This window comes from Synechocystis sp. PCC 7509 (genome assembly GCF_000332075.2).
Taxonomy (GTDB): domain Bacteria; phylum Cyanobacteriota; class Cyanobacteriia; order Cyanobacteriales; family Chroococcidiopsidaceae; genus Aliterella.
Map to the genome: position 1 here is coordinate 446251 of NZ_ALVU02000001.1, position 19444 is coordinate 465694.

Here is a 19444-nt window from a genome sequence, read left to right on the forward strand (position 1 = left end):
AAACCTATCTCGATTTTGGCTTACTTTTGTATTTCCAGCAACCTAGTGTACTAGAAGTACAAAGATATCGTTTTTAAGTGAGTTGCTTAAGTCTCAGTAATTTCAACTAAGATAAGATAGAAATTGACTGTTTCAATTGCCACGCCTTAGCTAATCTTTACGCGCCGTTTCCAGATCCCAAAAATGCGATTATGGGCAACGGGGATGATTACCACCTTGCAGACAAATAGCTGCAAGTTGGGTAGTGTCTAAGTTTTTAACATTTGTAAAGTCAACGCCTTTAAGTAGAACCGATGGGGATTCTGCCACAGGTGTTTGCATAAATCCGTCTGCTTGAGTAGATTTGGCATCAATAAAAATTGCTCCAGCTACATCGGCATTTTGCAAATCGGCATTTCGCAAATCAGCATTTCGCAAATCAGCATTTCGCAAGCTAACGTTTTGTAGATTTGCTTGACGCAAATTAGCATTCTGCAATCGAGCAGCGCTTAAGTTAGCGTTGCTAAGATTAGCACTACTCAAATCTGCTCCTGATAAATCTGCTCCTTGCCAATCGGTGGCACTTAAATTAGCAAGCTGAAAGTTAGTTTTTAAGGCACTAACTCGACTCAAACGAGCAGAGGAAAGATCGGCTTTCGCTAAATTGGCTGCGCCTAAATCTGCCCCTGTAAGACTTGCTTGGGTTAGTACAGATTGTTGCAAATCGGTTTCTACCATCTGAGCGCTACTAAGATTAGCACCAGAAAGATTGCTATGAGCTAGGTTAGCTCGGTTAAGCAGAGCATGAAGCAAGTTGGCGCGCTGCATGGAGACACGGCTGAGGTCGGCTTCAGTAAGGTTAACAAATTTCATTTGAGCATCGTTAAGGGTGGCAATAGCATCATCAAAAGTATTGACGATGCCATCATTTCCTGCACTTTGCCAATGACTTGCCGCTAGATTAGCCCGGTCGAGATTTGCTCCACTAAGTTCAATTCCCGCTAAATCAATTTGGTTAAGGACTAAGCTAAAATTATCAGTCTCACTTAAGTTGATGCGGTCTAGTTGTACCGAAGTCAATTTGCCGCTATAAATAGACAGAATTTCGGCGATCGCATTTTGGGTTGATTGCAACTGCTGGCTATTAGCGGCGGGATTAGTGGCTAAAGACAAGTTCAATCGTTGCAGTGCTGGCAATACCTCCGTGCCACTTGTAACCAACGCTTGTTGGATTACCTTAGTTAGTTCGGGGCTGGAAGATTGCGCTAACAAATTGACGAGCAACTGCTGTGCTTGGGGATTATTTACTGTACCCAAATTTAAAATTGCTTCCGTTCGCTGGGCTAAGGTGTTTGCTTCAGTAGCATTCAGTTGTTTCGTAGCTGCTAATAACTGTTCGCTATTATATTCGGCAACTTGCCCGCTACCTATTTGCGTGCGAACGTAAAGTTGAGTGGCAATTAAAGTTCCCACTACTGTTCCGACGCTACAACTGGCAACAACAGTCAAAACAAATTTGGGATGGCGACGCATCCAAATCCACAAGTCGCGCTGCTGTTCCTTTTTCTTTGTTAAAACAATTGTCGCCTCGCTTACCGGCGCGGCGGTTTGTTTGCCACTATAAGTAGTAGAGGTATCCCACTTAATCCCTTGTCCGTTATTTTCTCCTAAGCGACCCGTATTGGGGGCATAGATGCGACTGGCATTGACAACGTAGGTTCCCGATATTAAGTCGTGCAACGAGCGGCGCTGACGGTCAAATCGAGCGCTGATGCCTTCTCCTAGTACCATTACCCCGGCTAAGATAGTCAGCATTGCTGGATCGGGAAATAAGCCACTACAACGCCATACTACGTAAGCAATCGATAAAGGCAATCCCCAAGTTACGATACCTTCGCGGAGGATAGTTTTTGCTAACCCCGGCGGGTTTCCGGCGGTAGTGACTACGCGGACACCCAACCAGCGCTTAGGCAACGTGCTACCAGTTTTAGCGAGTAAATATATTTGCCAGCTACCTAGTAATATTGGTGTTGCCAGGGCTACCGACCATAAGAAGTTAGTTAGGGGTGGTACTTCGCTTACCTCTCTACTAGGAGGTAAAGCAAAGGTTGCGATTATGACTTTTTCTGTTACTGCTAGTACCGGATTTAAGGGTACTTGCTCTACTAAATGGGTTTTGGCATACATTCCCACGCTGTAGGGAACTATAGCGCTACTGGCAATTATTGATATTTCGATCGCCCAAGCAGCAAAGCGTCTAGTCACTAATGGTAGTGGTTGTAGCCGTGCTTGCTTATAATTGCGATCGCCCCCTCTCCTCACACTTGGATTAGCCATCTCAATATCCTTTATATAAATTTTTTATTCCTGTTCCCAGCGTCGACGGATTTATGACTTTGCTAATTTTGAGAGCTACGAGCTACTAAAAACTGATACACAAAGTACACTACCAACCCTAAAAACGCTAGGCTAAACAGCGCTGCTACTAAGTTTAATAAGCTTTTTAGTACCGCAAAGCCAACTATAATTCCTACGCCGACTACAATTATCTTTCCCGCGTTAGGTAGAGACTTAAACAAGTTGATGAATTTGTTTAATCTTGTTACCGAACCGTTACTGGTAGGTGAGTTGGTTGTTGCTGGGTGGGCATTAGTTGGAGTGGAAACTTCCAATTGTTGCAAACGATGCTCTAAATCTTGTTCGCTTTCTTCGGTATTCATTTGGTGTTTGGCGCTAGATAACAATCTTTAGTCAGCAATTATAAGACGACAAACATTGTTTGGTTAGGAAATTTTAGCGAATTTTCGGATTTGGAAATTGCATCCTAGCGAACAACTCTGGTAAATCTTTATTGTGCTTCTAGATACCATCTTTGCTATCTAGCGTTAGTTAAGGGTGGCATAATTATATAATTTATTTCCTAATTTAGGATGTAGAAATATTAAGTTTAAACTAGAAAAACTAGCTATGTATGATTATGGTTGCAGTTCACTTTGACTCGTCCCACGATGAACTAGATACTTCCACTGCTTGCACGTCAATAGTTCCCGCCAGAGTTAGGCGATTAAACTTGCCTTGGATTACCTGCAATGGTTCGGAGCAATTGGGACACTGCAATTGAGTTTTATTTAAGCCTGTAAATTCGTAATGGCAAACAGGACAAGTGTCTTGAATTAGGTTATTTTGCAGCCAAAAACGGAAGCCAAAAAAGCCTAAAACAGGTATTAGTAGCAGTAAGCCCACCAAAATTAAAAACCAGTTTACTAACCAGCCTAGACCGACGCTTCCAATTAGCCAAAAAACTCCAATAACAGCGATCCACCGTCCTAAATTAGAAATATTGAGATCGAAAGATTTGAGACTCATTTTTAGGTGATTTTAATTGCGCTATCTCTAGGATAACCAATAGCTACGGTGTATTAAAAGCAACTACCCTGCCAACGGATTTTAGTAGAGTTCCAAGCAATTTTAGTAGGAGGGAAGGGCGCTGAATTTTGGCAATTGAGGGTTTTGGGTTGGCTACACCAGAATTTAAAGGGCGATCGCAACTATATCGATTAATCATTCGTCAAAGTATTGACCCTAGGATAGTTTTGCTTTTAACTCCTGGAGGCTGAACGACCAGAAAATAAGGATGCTAGGGACAATCTGCACTTCTAGTATTGCCATAAAATACACTAAGAGCAGTTGCTGTTTATTTCGGTTATTGAATTATTGGTACTATGCGATTAAAGAATAAATTGCGCTCCTTACGTCAATTAATTACTCATGGACTGGCGATCGCTTTTGGGGTATTGTTCGCCTTTAGTAGTTTGCGAGTCTTGCCGTCTCAAGCTCTATCGATCCCGACCGAAGTAGATTCTCCCCAAATTGTTGCCCAAAAGCCCCCCAGAGCCAATGTAGGCTCGAATAACTTTGTCGCCACCGCCGTCAATCGCGTAGGTTCGGCGGTAGTTCGCATTGATACTGAGCGTACCGTAACGCGGAGAATTAACGATCCGATGTTTGACGATCCTACCTTTCGGCGCTTTTTTGGGGAAAGTTTCCCCCAGCGAATGCCAGAAGAACGGTTAAGAGGGATAGGATCGGGATTTATTATTGACCGTAGCGGTGAGATTTTGACCAATGCTCACGTAGTTAATCAGGCGGATAAGGTAACTATAAGGTTGAAAGACGGACGCACCTTAGAAGGCACGGTACAGGGCGCTGACGAAGTTACCGATTTAGCGGTAATTAAGGTTAATTCCACTAACGGCGATTTACCTGTCGCACCTTTGGGAGATTCTTCAGAGGTGCAAGTGGGAGATTGGGCGATCGCCGTAGGAAATCCTTTAGGCTTTGATAGTACGGTTACTTTAGGTATTGTTTCCACTCTAAAACGCTCTAGCGCTCAAGTTGGTATTCCTGATAAACGCTTAGAATTTATCCAAACTGACGCAGCTATTAACCCCGGTAATTCTGGTGGGCCATTGCTAAACGACCGAGGTGAAGTAATTGGGATTAATACCGCCATTCGCGCCGATGCAATGGGAATTGGGTTTGCAATTCCGATTAATAAAGCCAAAGAGATTAAAGACAGATTGATGCGCGGTGAAAGGATTGCTCACCCTTATTTAGGCGTACAAATGGAGAATTTAACTCCAGAACTTGCCAAAGCTAATAATACCGATCCCAATTCTCCCATTAATGTACCGGAAGTTGAGGGTGTTTTAGTGGTGCGCGTAGTTCCAAATTCCCCCGCAGCATCGGCGGGTTTGCGGCGCGGCGATGTTATTTTGCAAATTGATAAGCAATCTGTAACGACTGGGGAACAGTTGCAAAATATTGTTGAAAATAGCCGCGTTGGTCAAACACTGCAACTCAAAATCCAGCGTGGAAATCAAACCCAGCAAATAGGCGTGAAAGCTGGGGAGTTACAAAGCGAGGCGGCATAATTATCAGGAAGCAATACAAAACAAGTATTGCTTCCTTGGCTTTTTGTTCGAGAAGGCGATCGCGCTAGGATAACAAAAATAAACGCGATAACTAATTACTATGTCCGTTAAAGTTGGAGATCCAGCACCAGATTTTACTCTACTCTCTCAATCTGGTGACTCTGTTAGCCTGAATGATTTTCGCAATCAAAAGTCTGTGGTACTTTACTTTTACCCCAAAGACGACACCCCAGGATGTACCAAGGAATCTTGTGAATTTCGAGATCAATACGAAGTATTTAAAGCTGCTGGAGCGGAAGTTATGGGGATTAGCGCCGATTCTCCAGAATCTCACCAAAAGTTTGCCACTAAGTACAATTTACCTTTTACTTTACTTAGCGACAAAGACAACCAAGTTCGTAAGCTTTACGGTGTCCCGTCAACGGCGTTTGTACTTCCAGGAAGGGTAACTTATGTTATCGACGAGCAAGGAATTGTCAAAAATATTTTCAATTCGCAATTCAACTTTAAAGGTCATATTGAAGAATCGCTAAAAACTCTGCAAGCAGCGTAGTTAAGTGGGCGTACATAAATGCACGCCCACTTATTCTTATTTCACTAAATGGGGTTTTTCGCTAATTTTAGTTTGGGCAGATTTGCCATTGCTATTATTAGCGTGTCCGTTGTTGCGCGGTTGAATTACACCATAGCCGCCATGATTGCGTTCGTAAATTACGTTAATTTCTCCGCTTTCGGCATTGCAGAACATATAAAAATCATGATCTACATTCTGTAATTGCTCTAATGCCTCGGATACGGTCATTGGTGGCATGGCAAAATACTTAGTACGGACAACTTCGGCAGGTAATTGAGGAGTGCGATCGCCAATTAAGTCAGATACTAATGGTATCTGTTCTTCGCTATCTACTTCTACTGTTGTCTCTACACTCGCTTTATTAGCTTGTCTTCTTTCTTTGTATTTTCGCAGTTGACGGGCTATTTTATCTGCGACTAAATCTATACTTGCATACAAGCTCTCGCTGCTTTCTTCGGCACGAATTACACTACCGTTGGCATATATTGTCACTTCTGCTGATTGCTTGCTGCTAATGCGTGGATTACGGGCTACAGATAAATGTACATCTACTTCGGTGGTCAAAGATTGAAAATGATTTACTGCTTTTTCAATCTTCTGATGTACGTACTCACGAATTGCATCGGTAAGTTCAATATTTTTGCCGTGAATGACAAGCTTCATATTTAATTCTCCGCTAAAAAATTGCTTGTGCAAATTGTTGTTTTCAAAGGCAAAGCTATGGTAATAGCTGTTACAAGTAACTATTCCTTGGTTTAGTGGGGCAATGCCTTCTTAGGTTTCCTTAGTATCCAATTCCAACTTAAATGTCTTTCTATTGCTACCACGCACGTTATATAAATTACCTTGGCAACTGCTAAAATTTATTAGCTTGCGATCGCCAACTTAATTATTTGACAGTCACGATGGAAATATTTAGACCTTATATCAACGGTATAGATATTGATATTTTGCCCTTAAATATTTCAGCTTTCTAGTGCGTAAGTTAGGTTAGAAGAAACTTCCTCCCTGCCGATTTGAGGTCATACATTTACCCTACCACTTTGCAAACCGGAAAACGTTTATTTTGCTCTGGCTTCAAGATTTTTTGCATCCGTTAACAATTCTTGATTTTAGCACCGAAGTTTAAAGTCAAATTTAGTAAAAATTACCCTTGATTTTTGTAATGATTCCGAGTAATGAAACATTAATCGAAACTCACCGCCGTTGCTGTTACTTATATAACCTGAAGCTAGTAAGTTATTCTCTAGCTTGGGTTTGGCAAAAAAAGCTACTACAAGAGCGAATTGATAATCCTGAGTTGAATGATGCCCTAATTTTGCTAGAACATCCACCAGTTTATACTTTGGGACAAGGTGCTAGTCTAGAGTTTTTGAACTTTGATATTGACAAAAATGCTTTTGAGGTGTATAGAGTAGAGCGAGGTGGTGAAGTTACTTATCATTGTCCGGGTCAATTAGTCGGCTACCCGATATTGAATTTGAGATATTACCGTCAAGATTTGCACTGGTACTTACGGCAGTTAGAGGAAGTATTGATAAGGGTTTTGGCGGTTTATGGGTTGAAAGGCGATCGCATTGCTGGTTTAACAGGAGTTTGGGTAGAAGGGGTTAAAGTGGGTGCGATCGGTATTAAAGTTAGTCGCTGGGTAACTATGCACGGTTTCGCCTTAAATGTATGTCCCGATTTAACAGGGTTTGAGCAAATTGTCCCTTGTGGAATTGCAGATAAAGCTGTAGGGAGTATGGCGCAATGGATTTCAGGTATTAAGTTAGAGGAAGTACGAACCCAAGTAACAGTAGCTTTTGCGGAAGTCTTTGGAGTTGATTTTCAGGAGTTGTAGCACCATGTTGGAATTAGAGACTAGCAACCAAGAATCGATTATTACTGTTTACGATATCTCGTGGGAAAAGTTTGAGGCGATCGCATCTTTGCTAGAAGAAACAAAAATACGTCTAACTTATTTGGATGGAACTCTAGATATAATGTCCCCTTCACCAGCGCATGAAGAATCAAAAGGTACTGTAGGGTTGTTGTTGGAAACTTACTTACGACATATTGGTAGAAGATTTTATACTACAGGCGGATATACGCTAGGGAGTCGTGAGGATGGCGCAAGGGGAGAACCTGACGAATCTTACAACTTAGATTTTGTGAAGCCAATTCCAGATATAGCTATTGAAGTAGTCATTACTAGCGGTGGTGTAAATAAGTTAGAAAAATACAGGCGCTGGGGTGTACCAGAAGTTTGGTTTTACCAAAGACAGCAAGTTTTTATTTATCACTTACAGGGTAATAAGTACGAACAGGTAGATAAGAGCGAATTTTTACCAGAATTAAATATAGATTTACTCGTGCGTTGCTTAAATATGCCCGATCAATACGATGCAACGATCGCATTTTCTCAAGCCTTGCAAGATTAGAAATTACTGGTTATTTTTAAACGACTGAGAAATGTCTGTAAGCGGGTACTTTGAGGACTATCAATAACTTCACGCGCTATCCCTTGTTCTTCTATTTTGCCTTTGTCTAAAAAGATGACTTTGCTTGCTACTTCCCGCGCAAATTGCATTTCATGAGTTACAACTACCATCGTCATCCCATCGGCGGCTAATTGCTGCATTACTTGCAATACTTCTCCTACAAGTTCTGGATCTAAGGCGCTAGTCGGTTCGTCAAATAGCATAATTTGCGGATTCATACACAAGCTACGGGCGATCGCTACTCGTTGTTTTTGTCCCCCCGATAATTGTTCTGGATAAGCTGATGCTTTATCAAATAAGCCTACTTTGTCAAGATAAACTCCGGCAATTTGGGCGCTTTCTTTCTGAGTTTTGCCTAATACCTGACGCGGTGCGAGGGTAAGGTTTTCTAAAACGCTGAGGTGAGGAAATAAGTTAAATTGCTGAAATACCATCCCTACCAAACTTCGCAATTGGCGCAGAGTTCGGTAGTTTAAGGCGGAGTGAGAGATATCAATGCCGTTAACTACCAATTTTCCGCGATCGATGGCCTCTAGGCGGTTAAAACAGCGCAACAAGGTACTTTTACCACAGCCAGAAGAACCAATCACGGCGACAACTTCCCCTTGATTAATTGCGCCCGTGATTCCTTGGAGGACTTTTAGAGCGCCAAAGGTTTTCTCAATATTCTCAAATGCGATCGCTTTGTCCATATTTATTTATCGTTTGATTGTATGGTGGGATAAATTTATTAGCTAAATATGTATAGAGACAAGCAAAAAACTAACTACTGGTGGCTGCAAATAGTTACGGCGTTAGTTTGTTTGATTTTGGTTACTGGTTGTACTAATTCTAATTCTTTGGCGGCGGACAAAACGCTAACTATTGCGGTAGAAGGGACGTATCCACCTTTTGAGTTTCAAACCGACAAAGGGGAATTGCAAGGTTTTGATGTCGATTTGATGAATGCGATCGCCCGTGAATCAGGTTTTAAGATAACTTATCAAAATTTGCCTTTTGCGGGGATGATTCCGGCGTTACAGGCGCGTGCTATCGATGCGGCGGTGGCGGCGATGACAATTACTGAAGAAAGGGCGAAGACGGTTTCTTTTTCTCGTCCTTATTTTAGATCGGGACTGGCGATCGCCATTCGCACTAATGACAAAAGTATCACAGGCTTTGAAAGCTTAAATAATAAGCGAATTTCTGTGCAAATTGGCACAACGGGCGCAGAAAAGGCGGCGGCGATTCCTGGGGCAGAAGTTCGTAGTTTTGACGATGCACCTACAGCAATTCAAGAGTTGCTTAACGGTAATGTTGATGCTTTACTGCACGATGAGCCAGTAATTTTGTATGCGATTAATTCGGGAAATGTTGCAGGCGTTAAAGTGGTTGGAAAACTGCTGACTGAGGAGTATTTTGGCTTTCCGACTCCTAAAAAATCGCCGAATTTGGCTTTAATCGATCGCGGTTTGACAAAGTTGCTTGGTAACGGTGTCTACGCCCAAGTTTATCAAAAATGGTTCGGGGTTGAGCCTCCAACTTTACCGGAAAGATTGCCTTTTCAAACTGAAAATACAACGGATTCTGGTTTTTTTGGGGCTTTTACAATGATCGCTACAGCAATGCCTTTACTATTGCGCGGTGCTTTAGTAACGCTACAACTTACGGCTTTATCGGTGGTTTTGGGCTTGATAGGTGGCTCTTTACTGGGAATTATCCGCCTTTCTCAGATTTTACCTATTCGTTGGGCGGCGAGGGCTTATATAGATTTTTTCCGAGGTACGCCTTTGCTAGTGCAGATTTTTATGATTTATTTTGGCATTCCGGCAATTTCTCAAGAACTCGGACTTGGCTTCAATCTCAATCGTTGGACGGCGGCGGTAATTGCTTTAAGTCTTAATAGTACAGCTTATATTGCTGAAATTGTCCGCGCGGGAATTCAATCAATTGAAACGGGACAATCGGAGGCGGCGGAATCTTTGGGGATGAGTTCTAATCAAACTATGCGCTATATCGTCTTTCCTCAAGCTTTAAGGCGGATGCTACCACCCTTGGGTAATGAATTTATTAGTATGCTCAAAGATACTAGCTTGGTAGCGGTAATTGGCTTTGAGGAGCTATTTCGCAACGGACAACTCATTGTTGCTACTAATTATCGCTCCTTTGAAATCTATGCGGCGGTGGCTTTTATCTATCTGGTGCTAACTATCTTCTCATCTCAAGTTTTTAGCCGTCTAGAACAGTGGTTTAATCCTGTTACTCGCAAAGCAAATTGAGTTAAAGTTTTGTGTAGTTTTATTAAGAAATTTTCTTTACAAAAGTTATTGTAATTAGCTATTGCAATCTGTTAAATTTATTTTATAATGGGAAGTTTGAGTTCAGTGTATAAATACTCACACTTTCACTATCTAATTGTACTGTCAAGCCCCCCCTTTGTAAAGGGGTAAAAGACAAAAAAAAGAATTTTTTTTAGTTAATATAACTTAATTTGTGCGACGACGATAAGCCCAAGGTTCAACAAACTTAGCATCACTCCAAACGCCGCGACGCTTGCTTTTGGCTTCAGTTTCCGCTTGTTCGATAGCTGCGGCGCTAGGACAATTTTTCAAATAAGGACGATAAACGAGGGCTAAACCTTCACGAACTAAGACTTCTTGAATAAAAGTGCGATCGCCTAAACGAACTTCGCTAACTTTGCGTCCGTAGCGGTCGGTATCGGTAATAGTTAAAGTAACAAACCCGCCCTTTTGTTTAATTAACTGCTCAACGCGCATCTGTGCTTGATTTCCCCATTTAAACTGATCCTTATCTACAGATTTTTTACTAGCTTTTTCAGCTTTAGTATGGGCAATTTCCGGCGCATCAACGCAAGCAAAGCGGACTTTAACCTCTGCGCCCCCGGAATCGGTTAAAGCCATCGTATCGCCATCACTGACGCGCTTAACAGAGTATTGATTCGGGGAGTTACAGCCCTGCAACCAAAGGGTAAAAATGGGGATTAGACATAAATAAAATAATCTTTGAGGGATTTTCATAGCAATACTTTGATAGCCGTGCAATTGTTATAAGCGATCGTTAACATAAGTTAAGTAGACTTCTTACTTACAGCGCAAACACTTATGAGCTTGATTACTCACATTTTGCACCTAGTCGGGTCTAGTGGCGTGGCTTATTTTAGCGCCCGTCAAATCCGCGATCCTTTAACTCGCCCGAATACCCTAGCAATGTTCCAGCTTGCAGAATCCGGCGCTGTACCTATGTTACAAAAACTAAGAAGTCGCGCGGCGACGGAAGGCGATACATGGATGGCCGAGAAACTAGCCCAACACGCTGAAGACGAAAAAAGGCATGGACAAATATTTGCTCACGCTTTAAAGCAGATAAATAAACAAGTTATTGACTTTAAAAGTCAGCCAAAAAAAGCTGAATCTAGCCAACGCAGCCCATTTTTTGATGCTTTTTTTGAAGGTTACACTTCCGAGCAACTAAAGACAGAAAATATAGATTGGGATGTATTTATCGGTAGCACCTATATTTTAGAACTAGATGCGAGTAAAGACTTTGCGCGGATGGCGAAAGTTCTTTCCGAAGATGAAGCCACAAGTCGCAATCTCAAAAAGAGTTTACTTAGCGTTGCTAGTGACGAAACTCTTCATGCAGCGTACCTCTACGAAGCAATGCAACGGCGGATGAGTGGGGCGGATGTTCAAGAGTTAGTAGATAAGTGGCGCACTCGTAAAGTAAACGCAATGTTAGCGATGATTGGTGGCTTAATGCAGCCAAAGGGACAACCACCGAACTTAGTTCAAGAGGGTATTCCCCAAGAAGAAACTCCAAACATCCCCGATTTAGCCGCCGCTTAATTTGGCTTTGCTGGCGGTGAGTTTTCCGCTTGAGACTGCGTTTGGCTTTGAGTGGGTTTTAATCGCTCAAATAAAGCTGGAGGCGTAGCTTGGCGGAAAGCCCCGCAATAGTACATTGTCATTACAGCTTTAAAAGCCCAATGATCCGGGGGAACATCGCTAAAAGGTACGGGTAAAGTTTCGGCTTGGTTTTGGACGCAAGCGTTTAAAACCTGATTGTCTGAACTTTGTGGCACGACTGATTGAGCTTTGACGGGGAAATTAAGCGACGTTGTGGCAAGTATAGTTAGGGTTGCTAAAATTCGCAGTTTCATAGAACAAATGTATTAAACCTATTTTTTATTTTGCCTTGGCTGATAAGAAATTGACACAAACAGGAGATAGAAATTGCTAACGCTGGGAGTAAATATCGATCATATTGCCACGATTAGGCAAGCACGGCGCACGGTAGAACCCGATCCTATAGCGGCGGCGGTTTTGGCAGAATTAGCGGGTGCGGATGGAATTACTGTACATTTGCGCGAAGATCGGCGACATATCCAAGATCGGGATGTACGTTTATTGCGGCAAACTGTGCGATCGCATCTTAATCTAGAAATGGCGGCTATCGATGAAATGGTAAATATTGCCTTAGAAGTTAAGCCTGATTATGTAACTTTAGTCCCCGAAAAACGGGAAGAAGTGACAACAGAAGGTGGGTTAAATATTGTTGCTCAGAGCGATCGCATTGGTGAAATAGTAGACAAATTACAATCTGCGGGTATCCCTGTTAGTTTATTTATCGATGCAGAGGAATCACAAATTGAAGCATCGGTTAAAGTAAAGGCTAAATTTATTGAACTGCATACAGGACAGTACGCAGAAGCAAAAAATGAAGCTAGTCGCCAAAAAGAATTAACCATACTTGCTAAAGGCTGCAAACAAGCCATAGAGGCAGGTTTACGAGTAAATGCGGGTCACGGGCTAACTTACTGGAATGTTTACCCAGTGGCTTGTATTGAGGGGATGGAAGAACTTAATATTGGTCATACAATTATTAGCCGCGCTGCACTGGTGGGAATAGAACGAGCAGTAAGAGAAATGAAGCAAGCAATGCAGGGAAAGTAATAAGGTAGAATCAAATTTTTGCTATATAAAACTATGCAGACGTATTACTATGTGTTGGCGAGCGATCGCTTTTTAGTGGAAGAACCAATCGATGAAGTGTTAACTGAACGCACTCGCAACTATCACGAAAACGAAAAAGCTATTGATTTTTGGTTAGTTAAGCAACCAGCTTTTTTAGAAGCGCCAGAAATGGCAGCAATTAAAGCCCAATGTCCACCCCAACCAACAGCAATTATTTCAACTAATCAGCAGTTTATTACTTGGCTCAAACTACGTTTAGAGTACGTGCTGACCGGGGAATTTGCCGCACCTTCTATCACAATTGCCGAGCCTTTAGCTTCAATAGTAGCGGTGTAAAGGTTTTTCTATGGCGATCGCACCCATGATTGATAAATATTAACCGTAGGGGTGCAATGCTTTGCGAAGGCATCTTTTGGGGAGAAGGATTCATCCCAAAAATGCCGCCCCCTACAACGTTCGCAATGTTAGTAACCTAAAAAAGTGGCAATTTCTATCGCCGTAGGTTGAGATGCGATCGCACCGGGTTTTAAAGTTGTCAAAGCTCCCGCCGCACTAGCATAGGTTACTACTTTTTTTGCCATTTCTGGGTCGCTAAGATTCCCGATTCCTGATTGTGCTAGTTGATAGACAAAACCCGCCACAAAACTATCTCCCGCGCCCGTTGTATCAACGACAGGGACAGAAAAAGCGGGGACTTTTCCTTCGTTTTCCGACAAACAATAACTGCAACCATTTTCGCCATCAGTTATAACCACGCCTTCGAGGGTATCTACGCGATAAGTGATTGCGCCGGGATCTGTAGTGTCAAATAAAAATTGCGCTTCTTCCTTGGAAAGCTTGAGAAAGTCAATTTTATTAAAGATTTTTTGAATAATTGGCCGAGCGGTGTTTGGATCTTGCTGCCAAAATACTGCTCGCCAGTTGACATCTAAAACTACCTTAATATCGTACTGTTCGGCTAATTGTAGCGCGCGGTAAACGCTGGTATGGCTATGAGGATAAGCAAGAGCGATCGTTCCTAACACTAAAAAATCTGCTTCTGCAAATAGCTTTTCGGGTAATCCATCAGCTTGCAACTGAGTATCGGCAAATTCTGTAGTGTCTAAGTCGCCAAATCCGGCAAAAATGCGATCGCCCGCTTCTGTCCGCACCACATAAACTTGTCTAGTAGGGGCGGTTTTATGTCGCTGTACGCCACTTATATCGACTCCTGAAGCTGCTAAAACTTGGATTAATTGATTTCCTGGTTCGTCTTCCCCAATGCAGCCAATAAAGCCGGAAGTGGAGCCTAGTTTTGTTAACGCGCAAGCAACATTTGCAGGTGCGCCACCGGGGTAGGGTGTCCAAGATTCGACTCGATCGAGCGATCGCCCAATTTGATCGGCTAGCAAATCGAATAAAATTTCCCCAAGGCAAAGTATGCGAGGATTGCTCATAGCAGCATAGGTCAGCAGAATACAGCTATTATCTGACGTATTCGCCTCAATTGCCTAACAACTTAGTCTTTTGCTTCCTGCAATTGAGTTGCTACCCTTTCCCCAAATTCGGGATCAATATTAGCAAGTCCCAATAGCTGTAAATACTCTTGATTTGTCAAACCTGCTTTTTCAATAATCGCAAAAGCTTCTGTTTCAATTTCTTGGGCGATTCGTAACGATTGCAACTCCGTCTCCGCCGCTTGCAATTCTCCTTCTCGACTGGAAATTAATTGCCAAACTTGTAAATATGCCTGCACGAATTTATTTACTTTTTCGGCAGGAATAGTAGTTGCATCAAGCAATGGACGTAGTTGAGTTGTTTCTGGCGAAGTCTTTTGTATGGATACTTCGGCAAGGCTTGCACCAGCATTTGTTAGTAAAGTAAAGGTAAAAAATATTACTAACAAGTAGATTCTTACAGTATGAAACAGCATAAATATCGCTAAAAGAGTAAAAATTGTTGTTGATTCCTTTGCGGCGCAAAGTCTGACTCTGCAAGCATCCTCTAGAATTAAGAAGGATACTAAGTAAATATACTAAAGGAATAAAATTAAGTCATGGCTATTAGCGAGTCTCAAACCCCCGCGTCTCTATCTGACAGGGAAATGCAAATTATCGAATTAGTGGCTGCTGGCTTAACTAACGAAAAAATTGCTGACGAGTTAGAAATTAGCAAACGTACTGTCGATAATCATATTAGTAATATTCTTGACAAAACGGGAGCAAATAACCGGGTAGAGCTTGTCCGATGGGCATTACAGTGGGGTAAAGTTTGTTTGGATGAAGTCAATTGTTGTACTTTGCCTATCCATAGCGATCGCATATCCTAGTATAAAAGCAAGCAGCCAGAAAATTTATTCCCTTCTGTCTGCCTGCAAAACTACTAAGGAAACTTCCCTTCTCGAACATCTTGCCCAAAATTCTGCACAGCCAACGCAATTTGGGCGCGCAAGTCAGTATAACTTTTTGCAAAAGGTGGTTGATGTTCCGAAAGACCGAGTAAATCGGCGGTAACTAAGATTTGACCGTCACAATTAACCCCCGCACCAATACCAATGGTAGGAATAGTTAGTTTTTGAGTAATTTGTAAAGCTAAAGAAGCGGGGATATGTTCTAACAACATACTAAAAGCTCCAGCTTGTTGCAGTGCGATCGCTTCGTTTAAAACTTTTTCCCCAGCTTCCTTCGTTTTTCCCTGTTGGCGCAATCCCAACTGATGAATAGATTGGGGAGTCAAACCAACATGACCCATGACCGGAATACCCGCTTGCACCAAATAAGCCACAGTTTCCACCATTGCCGGATAACCACCTTCCAACTTTACTGCCTGAGCGCCCGTTTCCTTCAATACTCGTCCCGCCGAATGTAGCGCTTGCCCAGAACTTTCTTGATAAGTTAAAAACGGCAAATCAACGACAAGTAAAGCGTTTTTTACTCCTCGACGCACCGCTTTAGCATGATGGATCATTTCGTCTAGAGTTACAGGGAGAGTATTTTCATAGCCTAGAATTGTTGCTAAAGAATCTCCCACCAAAACTAAATCGACACCCGCATTATCTAATAACTGAGCAAAAACGTAATCCCAAGCAGTTAAAGCAACAATGGGTCTTCCTTGTTGTTTCCATTTAATCAATTGCTGGGGAGTAATTGCCATGTTGTTGATAAGATTGGGTGCGATCGCTTTTCTAGCTAAATTTACTCTGTGGTTTGATTTTGGGCAACCTGTCTAACTTGCTCCATACTCAAACCTAACGCCTGTGCTATTTGCTTCAATGTCAACCCCAGTGCTAATAATGGCGGCACAGATTGTAGCTTACCTTCTTGAATGCCCTCTAGCTTGCCTTCTTGAATGCCTTCTAGCTTCCCTTCTTGAATGCCTTCTAGCTTCCCTTCAAGTTTTGCTTCTTGATAAACCTTCGTTTGTTTCAAATCGCTTAACTCAAACATTGCCTCTATTTCCTCCCGACTTAGGTTAGGCAACTTATAAACTAAGATTGTCTCTACTAATTGTACAAATTTTTCTTGTTGTAGTTGGTTGCCTTGTTGCCTAAATCGATTTACTAATTCTTTTGCTTGTTCGACGGTTTTTAATGTGGGCGCAATTATTAACTTTAGAGTTTTAATTGCTAGAGAGTTTTCAAAAACTTCTCCGCTTAACTCGTTAAGATAAATGCGTCTAATTCGCCCACTATCAAAAAATTCTCGGTAATGTTTTATATTGCCTGCGTCTGTACTGGAACTGGGATACAAAACGATCGCACTCCAATCATTTTCTGGCTGATTTTGCCGCAGATACAAAAATATTTCCGCCAAAAACCTTGAATAAAATTCTTGCTGTGGCTGAAACTGTACTTCTACAAAGTAAATGCGATCGCTTTCCAGGTTAGGAAGAAAAACCCCATCAATGCGAAAAGCAGTTTGCTTGACTTCCACCGATGAAAACTGATAATTGTTAGCAATTTCTGGTGTAGTACCGATAAGTTCAAAAAAGATATTAGGAAATTCTTGAAACAATAGGTAAAAAAGGCTATCAGTTTTCACCCAACAATTTTCCAACTACAAAGATTTTACAACACTCAAGAACTAGAAGCGGCAAGTTCTGCTAATCGCTCTTGCTGATCTTGAGAGATGCAAGACTGGGTGATGGTTTCCAAGTCCCCTTCAATGACTGGGTTAAGGACAAAGTTCTGTCCCAAACGGTGATCGGTAACGCGATTATCTTTGTAATTGTAAGTCCGAATCTTCTCTGATCGAGATCCTGTCCCAACTTGAAGTCGCCGCATAGAAGTTACAGCTTCTTGCTGTTCTCGCAACTTCATTTCATACAACTTCGCTCGTAAAATCTGCATCGCCCGTTCTTTATTCTGTAACTGACTGCGTTCTTCAGTACAAAAAATCCGAATCCCTGTAGGTTTGTGGTACAAATCGGCGGCGGTTTCTACTTTATTGACATTTTGCCCACCAGCACCACCAGAACGAGCGGTACTCATTTCAATATCTTTAGGATCGATATGTATTTCTACTTCGTCCACTTCAGGCATTACCGCAACAGTAGCCGTAGAAGTATGAACTCGTCCGCTTGCTTCGGTTAAAGGTACGCGCTGTACCCGATGAACGCCAGCCTCAAACTTTAACTTACTGTAAACTTGGTCGCCCTGAATTTCTAAAACAGCTTCTTTAAAACCGCCCATTTCGGCTAAAGATTCGCTGACTAGCTTTACTTTCCAGCGTTGAACTTCCGCGTAGCGCGAATACATCCGCACTAAGTCTCCTGCCCAAATACTAGCTTCATCGCCGCCAGTTCCGGCACGAATTTCTAGCATGATGTTTTTGTCATCATTGGGATCGCGCGGTAAGAGCAACATTTTCAAGCGAATTTCTAGTTGCTCTAACTTTGCTTCTAATTCCTCCACTTCACTAGCGGCGATTTCTTGAAGTTCAAGATCGCTGGCTGATTCTTTAAACACCTGACGAGCGCCAACTAATTCTTCAGTGGCAATTTTCCATTCTTCGTAGCTATCAACTACTCGCTCTAAGGAAGAACGCGCCTTAGCCACCCGTTGCATTTCATCGGGATCTCTAGCAACATCGGGGTCAGCAAGGCGGCGGTTGAGTTCGTTAAAGGTTTGCTCGACGGACTTGAGTTTGTCTAATAGGTAAGTTTCAGCCATAAAGAAAAGCCGCGCAATTATTCAAGAAGGATAGGTTAGTTAGACTAGCAACAAGCTAAAAGCTAACCAACGCTACTTTTTATCTTCTTCTTGAGTTGGCTCGGCTTCCATCATGCCGTACTTACGCATAAACCGTTCTACACGCCCTTCGGTGTCAATCATTTTTTGCGTACCAGTATAGAAAGGGTGATTTCCCGACCATACATCAACGTGCAATTCTGGTTTGGTAGAGCCTACAGTCATTACAACTTCGCCGTTGCAATAAACTTTTGCTTCGGGATACCACTTAGGATGAATATCTGGTTTTGCCATTGTTTTAGTGAGGGATTTAGTTATTTTTATTGTAGCCTAGAGGATTTTGGTGTAAAGACGTTGCGGTGCAACGTCTTTATCGTTGGTTTTGTAACCTAAATTTATCAACACCCAAAACCCAATTCCAAATTTTTAGCGCTTCGAGAACTGAGGAGCTTTACGAGCTTTGTGCAATCCGTATTTCTTCCGCTCTTTGGCTCTGGGATCGCGGGTGAGATAGCCTTCTTTTTTCAAAGGTGGGCGATTGTCAGGATCGAGCTTACATAAAGCACGGGCAACACCCAAGCGAATTGAGTCCGATTGTCCAGTTAAGCCGCCACCATGAGCATTTACCAAAATGTCATACTCACCTTCTAATCCCAAAGTTTCTAAAGGGGCTTTGGTGACAGAAATATAGTTGGCGTTGAACTGAAAATACAAATCCCCTGGTTTGTCGTTAACGGTCAATTGACCAGTGCCTGGAACTAGGCGTACCCGTGCTACCGACGACTTACGACGACCTGTACCCCAGTACACGGCACGACCGCTATTAGCTTCTACTGCTTGCATTACTTATCTGCTCCTGGAATTGTTTGAATTTTTAACTCTTGGGGTTGCTGTGCCGAATGGGGATGATCGCCACCAGCATAGACTTTTAGCTTCGTAAATAGTTGCTTGCCCAAACTACTTTTAGGTAGCATTCCTTTAACTGCTTGCTCAATAATCCGCTCTGGAATCCGGGCTTGGAGTTTAGCAAAAGTCTCGGTTTTCATTCCCCCTGGTCGTCCAGAATGACGGCGATAGAGCTTCTGAGTGCGCTTTTTGCCTGTAACTACAATTTTTTCAGCGTTAACTACAATTACAAACCCGCCCGTATCCATATGCGGGGTAAATTCGGGCTTGTTTTTGCCGCGTAAAACCATCGCAATTTCACTAGCTAATCGTCCCAAACGTTGGTCTGCGGCATCAACTATATACCAATCGCGGTTAATAGTGTCTTGGGGTGGAAGATAAGTTTTTTCCATTTTTAGAGTGTCCTGTAAAATTTAATTGAGTAGCCT

25 protein-coding genes are annotated in these 19444 nt (G+C 42.3%); 10 read left to right on the forward strand and 15 right to left on the reverse strand.

The features are described 5' to 3' along the window. Positions 1–189: 189 nt before the first annotated feature. From SYN7509_RS0202265 to SYN7509_RS0202275, 3 genes are all read right to left on the reverse strand, one after another. Positions 190–2316: a pentapeptide repeat-containing protein gene (locus SYN7509_RS0202265; protein WP_009634207.1), complete on the reverse strand. Its 2127-nt coding sequence runs from the start codon at positions 2314–2316 to the stop codon at positions 190–192. A gap of 62 nt (positions 2317–2378) precedes the next feature. Further along, positions 2379–2699: a hypothetical protein gene (locus SYN7509_RS0202270; RefSeq protein ID WP_009634208.1), complete on the reverse strand. Its 321-nt coding sequence runs from the start codon at positions 2697–2699 to the stop codon at positions 2379–2381. A 268-nt stretch (positions 2700–2967) separates the two neighbouring features. Beyond that, entirely contained in the window at positions 2968–3345 is a 378-nt protein-coding gene (locus SYN7509_RS0202275) for a hypothetical protein (protein WP_009634209.1), read from the reverse strand. A gap of 128 nt (positions 3346–3473) precedes the next feature. Here SYN7509_RS0202275 and SYN7509_RS31190 point away from each other — a divergent pair, with 128 nt between their 5' ends. The 3 genes from SYN7509_RS31190 (at position 3474) to SYN7509_RS0202290 (ending at position 5466) form a co-directional block, all read left to right on the forward strand. Beyond that, the gene (locus SYN7509_RS31190) at positions 3474–3596 is read left to right on the forward strand and encodes a hypothetical protein (protein ID WP_255327277.1); all 123 of its coding nucleotides are present in this window, start codon (positions 3474–3476) and stop codon (positions 3594–3596) included. Positions 3597–3701: 105 nt separating this feature from the next. Next, a complete protein-coding gene (locus SYN7509_RS0202285) occupies positions 3702–4913 on the forward strand; it encodes an HhoA/HhoB/HtrA family serine endopeptidase (protein WP_009634210.1) in 1212 nt (403 codons plus the stop codon). Between the two features lie 100 nt (positions 4914–5013). Further along, a complete protein-coding gene (locus tag SYN7509_RS0202290) occupies positions 5014–5466 on the forward strand; it encodes a peroxiredoxin (protein WP_009634211.1) in 453 nt (150 codons plus the stop codon). Positions 5467–5502: 36 nt separating this feature from the next. On the opposite strand, the gene hpf is transcribed toward SYN7509_RS0202290, so the two are convergent. Next, the gene (gene hpf / locus SYN7509_RS0202295; RefSeq protein WP_009634212.1) at positions 5503–6150 is read right to left on the reverse strand and encodes a ribosome hibernation-promoting factor, HPF/YfiA family; all 648 of its coding nucleotides are present in this window, start codon (positions 6148–6150) and stop codon (positions 5503–5505) included. Positions 6151–6652: 502 nt separating this feature from the next. Between hpf and lipB the strand changes: the two genes are divergently transcribed. Both lipB and SYN7509_RS0202305 read left to right on the forward strand, forming a co-directional pair. Then, the gene (lipB, locus tag SYN7509_RS0202300) at positions 6653–7330 is read left to right on the forward strand and encodes a lipoyl(octanoyl) transferase LipB (protein ID WP_009634213.1); all 678 of its coding nucleotides are present in this window, start codon (positions 6653–6655) and stop codon (positions 7328–7330) included. A 4-nt stretch (positions 7331–7334) separates the two neighbouring features. Continuing rightward, positions 7335–7910 carry a Uma2 family endonuclease gene (locus SYN7509_RS0202305; protein WP_009634214.1) on the forward strand — a complete coding sequence of 192 codons (576 nt, stop codon included), beginning with the start codon at positions 7335–7337 and terminating at the stop codon, positions 7908–7910. Here SYN7509_RS0202305 and SYN7509_RS0202310 read toward each other — a convergent pair. Continuing rightward, positions 7907–8662 (reverse strand): amino acid ABC transporter ATP-binding protein, encoded by a 756-nt coding sequence (locus SYN7509_RS0202310; protein ID WP_009634215.1) that lies wholly within the window; start codon positions 8660–8662, stop codon positions 7907–7909. The genes SYN7509_RS0202305 and SYN7509_RS0202310 overlap by 4 nt on opposite strands. Positions 8663–8710: 48 nt before the next feature. Here SYN7509_RS0202310 and SYN7509_RS0202315 point away from each other — a divergent pair, with 48 nt between their 5' ends. Beyond that, positions 8711–10228 (forward strand): ABC transporter permease subunit, encoded by a 1518-nt coding sequence (locus SYN7509_RS0202315; RefSeq protein ID WP_009634216.1) that lies wholly within the window; start codon positions 8711–8713, stop codon positions 10226–10228. Positions 10229–10435: 207 nt separating this feature from the next. Here SYN7509_RS0202315 and SYN7509_RS0202320 read toward each other — a convergent pair whose 3' ends face one another. Beyond that, complete coding sequence (locus tag SYN7509_RS0202320; protein ID WP_009634217.1) at positions 10436–10987, reverse strand: thermonuclease family protein; 552 nt, start codon at positions 10985–10987, stop codon at positions 10436–10438. A gap of 84 nt (positions 10988–11071) precedes the next feature. Between SYN7509_RS0202320 and SYN7509_RS0202325 the strand changes: the two genes are divergently transcribed. Further along, positions 11072–11815: a hypothetical protein gene (locus tag SYN7509_RS0202325; RefSeq protein ID WP_009634218.1), complete on the forward strand. Its 744-nt coding sequence runs from the start codon at positions 11072–11074 to the stop codon at positions 11813–11815. On the opposite strand, the gene SYN7509_RS0202330 is transcribed toward SYN7509_RS0202325, so the two are convergent. After that, positions 11812–12129 carry a hypothetical protein gene (locus SYN7509_RS0202330; protein ID WP_009634219.1) on the reverse strand — a complete coding sequence of 106 codons (318 nt, stop codon included), beginning with the start codon at positions 12127–12129 and terminating at the stop codon, positions 11812–11814. The genes SYN7509_RS0202325 and SYN7509_RS0202330 overlap by 4 nt on opposite strands. A gap of 73 nt (positions 12130–12202) precedes the next feature. On the opposite strand from SYN7509_RS0202330, the gene SYN7509_RS0202335 reads away from it, so the two are divergent. Both SYN7509_RS0202335 and SYN7509_RS0202340 read left to right on the forward strand, forming a co-directional pair. Beyond that, on the forward strand, positions 12203–12922 hold the full coding sequence (locus SYN7509_RS0202335; protein WP_009634220.1) for a pyridoxine 5'-phosphate synthase: 720 nt from the start codon (positions 12203–12205) through the stop codon (positions 12920–12922). 33 nt (positions 12923–12955) lie between these two features. Beyond that, positions 12956–13279 (forward strand): MgPME-cyclase complex family protein, encoded by a 324-nt coding sequence (locus tag SYN7509_RS0202340; RefSeq protein ID WP_009634221.1) that lies wholly within the window; start codon positions 12956–12958, stop codon positions 13277–13279. Between the two features lie 128 nt (positions 13280–13407). Here SYN7509_RS0202340 and SYN7509_RS0202345 read toward each other — a convergent pair whose 3' ends face one another. Together SYN7509_RS0202345 and SYN7509_RS24935 are read right to left on the reverse strand one after the other, a co-directional pair. Further along, positions 13408–14379: a carbohydrate kinase family protein gene (locus SYN7509_RS0202345; RefSeq protein WP_009634222.1), complete on the reverse strand. Its 972-nt coding sequence runs from the start codon at positions 14377–14379 to the stop codon at positions 13408–13410. A gap of 62 nt (positions 14380–14441) precedes the next feature. Next, positions 14442–14855 (reverse strand): DUF4168 domain-containing protein, encoded by a 414-nt coding sequence (locus tag SYN7509_RS24935; RefSeq protein ID WP_009634223.1) that lies wholly within the window; start codon positions 14853–14855, stop codon positions 14442–14444. 123 nt (positions 14856–14978) lie between these two features. On the opposite strand from SYN7509_RS24935, the gene SYN7509_RS0202355 reads away from it, so the two are divergent. After that, positions 14979–15251 carry a photosynthetic electron transport-dependent transcriptional regulator PedR gene (locus SYN7509_RS0202355; RefSeq protein ID WP_009634224.1) on the forward strand — a complete coding sequence of 91 codons (273 nt, stop codon included), beginning with the start codon at positions 14979–14981 and terminating at the stop codon, positions 15249–15251. Between the two features lie 53 nt (positions 15252–15304). On the opposite strand, the gene panB is transcribed toward SYN7509_RS0202355, so the two are convergent. The 6 genes from panB to rplM all read right to left on the reverse strand — a co-directional run bounded on the left by panB (position 15305) and on the right by rplM (position 19408). Then, positions 15305–16075, reverse strand: coding sequence for a 3-methyl-2-oxobutanoate hydroxymethyltransferase (gene panB, locus SYN7509_RS0202360; RefSeq protein WP_009634225.1), 771 nt, complete (start codon positions 16073–16075; stop codon positions 15305–15307). A gap of 41 nt (positions 16076–16116) precedes the next feature. Next, positions 16117–16962 carry an Rpn family recombination-promoting nuclease/putative transposase gene (locus SYN7509_RS0202365; RefSeq protein WP_009634226.1) on the reverse strand — a complete coding sequence of 282 codons (846 nt, stop codon included), beginning with the start codon at positions 16960–16962 and terminating at the stop codon, positions 16117–16119. A 35-nt stretch (positions 16963–16997) separates the two neighbouring features. Next, positions 16998–18092 (reverse strand): peptide chain release factor 1, encoded by a 1095-nt coding sequence (gene prfA, locus SYN7509_RS0202370; protein ID WP_009634227.1) that lies wholly within the window; start codon positions 18090–18092, stop codon positions 16998–17000. Positions 18093–18164: 72 nt separating this feature from the next. Then, the gene (gene rpmE, locus SYN7509_RS0202375; RefSeq protein WP_009634228.1) at positions 18165–18404 is read right to left on the reverse strand and encodes a 50S ribosomal protein L31; all 240 of its coding nucleotides are present in this window, start codon (positions 18402–18404) and stop codon (positions 18165–18167) included. 132 nt (positions 18405–18536) lie between these two features. Then, the gene (gene rpsI, locus SYN7509_RS0202380) at positions 18537–18953 is read right to left on the reverse strand and encodes a 30S ribosomal protein S9 (RefSeq protein WP_009634229.1); all 417 of its coding nucleotides are present in this window, start codon (positions 18951–18953) and stop codon (positions 18537–18539) included. Beyond that, on the reverse strand, positions 18953–19408 hold the full coding sequence (gene rplM / locus SYN7509_RS0202385; RefSeq protein WP_009634230.1) for a 50S ribosomal protein L13: 456 nt from the start codon (positions 19406–19408) through the stop codon (positions 18953–18955). Before rplM ends, rpsI begins: the two co-directional genes overlap by 1 nt. Positions 19409–19444 lie beyond the last annotated feature (36 nt).